This window comes from Streptomyces sp. W16 (genome assembly GCF_033194735.1).
Lineage (GTDB): Bacteria > Actinomycetota > Actinomycetes > Streptomycetales > Streptomycetaceae > Streptomyces.
Genome location: NZ_JAWOAI010000771.1, coordinates 1 through 3,467, shown reverse-complemented (window position 1 = coordinate 3,467; position 3,467 = coordinate 1). Strand labels below are relative to the sequence as shown.

General features: G+C 71.1%; 3 protein-coding genes and 1 rRNA gene. 1 reads left to right on the top strand and 3 read right to left on the bottom strand.

Annotated features, from left to right (window positions below):
* Positions 1-73, top strand: a 5S ribosomal RNA gene (rrf, locus tag R6V09_RS54800); the annotation flags it as partial.
* Between the two features lie 98 nt (positions 74-171).
* Here rrf and R6V09_RS48930 read toward each other — a convergent pair.
* The 3 genes from R6V09_RS48930 to R6V09_RS48920 all read right to left on the bottom strand — a co-directional run.
* Positions 172-1,482: a DUF58 domain-containing protein gene (locus R6V09_RS48930; protein ID WP_317887905.1), complete on the bottom strand. Its 1,311-nt coding sequence runs from the start codon at positions 1,480-1,482 to the stop codon at positions 172-174.
* Positions 1,482-2,474, bottom strand: a complete 993-nt coding sequence (locus R6V09_RS48925) for an AAA family ATPase (protein WP_442810285.1) — start codon at positions 2,472-2,474, stop codon at positions 1,482-1,484. Before R6V09_RS48925 ends, R6V09_RS48930 begins: the two co-directional genes overlap by 1 nt.
* Positions 2,471-3,467, bottom strand: a 997-nt coding sequence (locus R6V09_RS48920) for a DUF4350 domain-containing protein (protein WP_317887904.1), incomplete at its 5' end; no start/stop codon positions are given. The genes R6V09_RS48920 and R6V09_RS48925, both read right to left, overlap by 4 nt.

The following is a 3,467-nucleotide window of genomic DNA, read 5'->3' as shown; positions in this document are numbered from 1 at the left end:
CCCGGAAGCTAAGCCTTACAGCGCCGATGGTACTGCAGGGGGGACCCTGTGGGAGAGTAGGACGCCGCCGAACAAATATTGCGAAAACCCCCGTACCGTTAATTCGGTACGGGGGTTTTCTGCGTTTGAGGGATCCTGAAAAGGGGTCTGCTTGGAAAGCAGATCCCCGTATTACAGACGTCCCGCAGCCTTGAGAGCCAGATACGCGTCTGCCAGTGCCGGTGCGAGGTCGTCCGGTGTCGCGTCGACGATGGTGACGCCATGCCGGCGGAGCTTTTCCGCGGTGCGGTCGCGTTCGGTCTGGGCTCGTGCCGCGGCTGCCGCCTCGTACACCGCTTCCGTGTTTCCACGAGCCGTAGCCATGCGCGCGATGTGCGGATCTGCCAAGGATGCCACCAGAACCGTATGGCGCTGGGTGAGTTGGGAGAGCACGGGGAGCAGGCCCTCTTCGACCGGGGCCGCGTCGAGGCTTGTGAGCAGGACGATCAGGGAGCGGCGCGGTGCTGTGCGGATTGCCGTGGCGGCGAGGGCTCGGGCGTCTGTTTCGACGAGTTCCGGTTCGAGTGTCGCCATCGCGTTGACCAACGAGGGGAGTACGTCGCGTGCCGTGCGGCCCTGGACGAGGGCGCGGACCCGGCGGTCGTAGGCGAGGAGGTCCACGCGGTCGCCGGCGCGGGATGCCAGGGCTGCCAGGAGCAGGGCGGCGTCCATGGAGGCGTCGAGGCGCGGGGCGTCGCCGACGCGGCCGGCTGAGGTGCGGCCCGTGTCGAGGACCAGAAGGATGTGGCGGTCGCGTTCCGGACGCCAGGTGCGCACCGCGACCGTCGTTTGGCGGGCGGTGGCGCGCCAGTCGATGGAGCGGGTGTCGTCGCCGGGGACGTATTCGCGCAGGCTGTCGAACTCTGTTCCTTCGCCGCGGGTCAGCACGCTTGTGCGGCCGTCGAGTTCGCGGAGGCGGGCGAGCTTCGACGGGAGGTGCTTACGGCTGGTGAACGGGGGCAGGACGCGTACGGCCCAGGGGACGGTGTGGGTGCCCTGGCGGGTGAGGAGGCCGAGGGGGCCGTAGGAACGGATGGTTACTCGGTCTGCTTGGCGGTCGCCGCGGCGGGTGGGGCGTAGGCGGGTGGTGAGGCGGCGGCGTTCGCCGGGCGGGACCGTCAGGCGGTGGCGGGATGCGGCGAATTCGGTGCCGGGGAGCCAGCTGCTGGGGGGCCAGGCGTCGCGAATGCGGGCTCGTAGCAGGCGGCGGGACGGGTTGGTGACGGTCAGGGTGACGTCGGCGGATTCGCCCAGGCGTACGGAGGTGTCGCCCGAGCGGGTCAGGCTCAGGTGGCGTACGGGGGCGGCCAGGGCGAAGTCGCAGGCGCAGGCCACCGCCAGGGGGGCGTTGACGGCCAGGATGCCTGTCCAGCTGGGTTCCCAGATGCCTACGGGGAGGGAGCCCAGGGCTGCGAGGAGGGCGGCGCGGCCGGTGAGGGCCATCAGCGGGGGACCGGGACGTGGGCGAGGATCGCGTTGATGACGGAGTCCGCCGTCACGCCCTCCATCTCGGCCTCGGGGCGCAGCTGTACGCGGTGGCGGAGGGTGGGCAGTGCCAGGGCCTTCACGTCGTCGGGGATGACGTAGTCGCGGCCCGTGAGCCAGGCCCACGCGCGCGAGGTGGCGAGGAGGGCGGTGGCGCCGCGCGGGGACACGCCGAGGGTGAGAGACGGCGATTCGCGGGTGGCGCGGCAGATGTCGACTACGTAGGCGGTGATTTCGGGGGAGATCGTTGTTTTGGCGACCGCCGCGCGGGCTGCTTCGAGGTCGGCGGGGCCGGCCACGGGGCGCAGGCCGGCGGCGTGCAGGTCGCGCGGGTTGAAGCCTTCGGAGTGGCGGGTGAGGACGTCGATCTCGTCCTGGCGGGAGGGGAGAGGGATCGTCAGTTTGAGGAGGAAGCGGTCGAGTTGGGCCTCGGGGAGGGGGTACGTGCCCTCGTACTCGACGGGGTTCTGCGTCGCGGCGACCAGGAAGGGGTCGGGGAGGGGGCGCGGGGTGCCGTCGACCGTGACCTGGCGTTCCTCCATCGCTTCGAGGAGGGACGACTGGGTCTTCGGCGGGGTGCGGTTGATCTCGTCCGCGAGAAGGAGGTTGGTGAAGACCGGGCCGGGCTGGAAGCGGAACTCGGCGGAGCGGGTGTCGTAGACCAGGGAGCCGGTGACGTCGCTGGGCATCAGGTCCGGGGTGAACTGGATGCGCTTGGTGTCGAGTTCGAGTGCGGACGCGAGGGCGCGGACGAGCAACGTTTTGGCGACTCCGGGGACTCCTTCTAGTAGAACGTGTCCGCGGCAGAGGAGGGCTACGACGAGGCCGGTCACGGCGGGGTCCTGGCCGACCACGGCTTTGGCGATCTCGGCGCGCAGGGATTCGAGGGAGGCTCGGGCGGCGCCCGGATTCCCTGAGTGCCCGGCGTTGTCAGTGGTCGGGTCCATCATGGACGGCGTACCTCTCTTTCGAGGGCGTCGAGTTGGTCGGCAAGTGCGATGAGGGCCGCGTCGTCGCTGGGCGGCGGGCCGAAGAGGAGGGCGTGCAGGGTCTGTCCGTCGCCGTGGAGGTGCGCGGAGAGCGCGGGAAGCAGGGCTTCGGGCGCGTGCGCCTGGGAGACGGGGACGCCGACGAGAAGGGCGAGGCGAGTGCGGGTGGTGGAGCGCAGAGCGGTGGCCGCGCGGTCGCGGGCGTTCGCCTTGCGGTAGAGGCGGGCGCGGCCTTCGACGGTTTCGGAGGCGCGGATCGCCACGGGGAGTCTTTCGGGTACCAGGGGGCCGAGTCGGCGTGCCCGCCAGAGGGCGGCGAGGGCTGCGGCGATGAACAGCTGCACGGTGCCCCAGAGCCAGCCCGAGGGGAGCAGGTCGAAGAAGCTCTGGCTGCCGGAGTCGGTGGCCGAGGTGTCGGACAGCGAGGGGAGGTACCAGACCAGATGGGGGCGCGAGCCGAGGAGTTGGAGGGCGAGCGAGGCGTTGCCCTGCTTGTCGAGACGCTTGTTGAAGAGGATGTCGGGCGAGCCGATGACGACGGTGTCGCCGCCCCCGGAAGTGTCCGGGAGCCGGAGCAGGGTCGGCCGGCCGTCGCTGGGGTAGCACTCGTCGGCGTCGGTGGCCGTCGTCGTGTACCGGTAGTCGCCGGTTTCCGCGTCGCCCGCGCGCTGGGCGGCGGGCATCGAGCAGTCGGGGGAGAGCGGCGAGTCGTAGCTGGGCCCGGAGTCCACGGTGACCTTGGGGGCGAGCCGGTTCAGGGACGGGGCGCCGGGCGCGATGAGGACCGTACGGCTGCCGGAGTTCGCGAACGCCGCGTGCAGGCCGGCCTGTTGAGGCTTGGTCAGCAGGTCCGGGACGGCGACCAGGAGGGTGGTGTCCGGGCCGGCCGTGGCGCGGGCCTGGGCCAGGGTCGAGACCACGCGCGTGGACACGCCCCGGTCGCCGAGGAGTTCA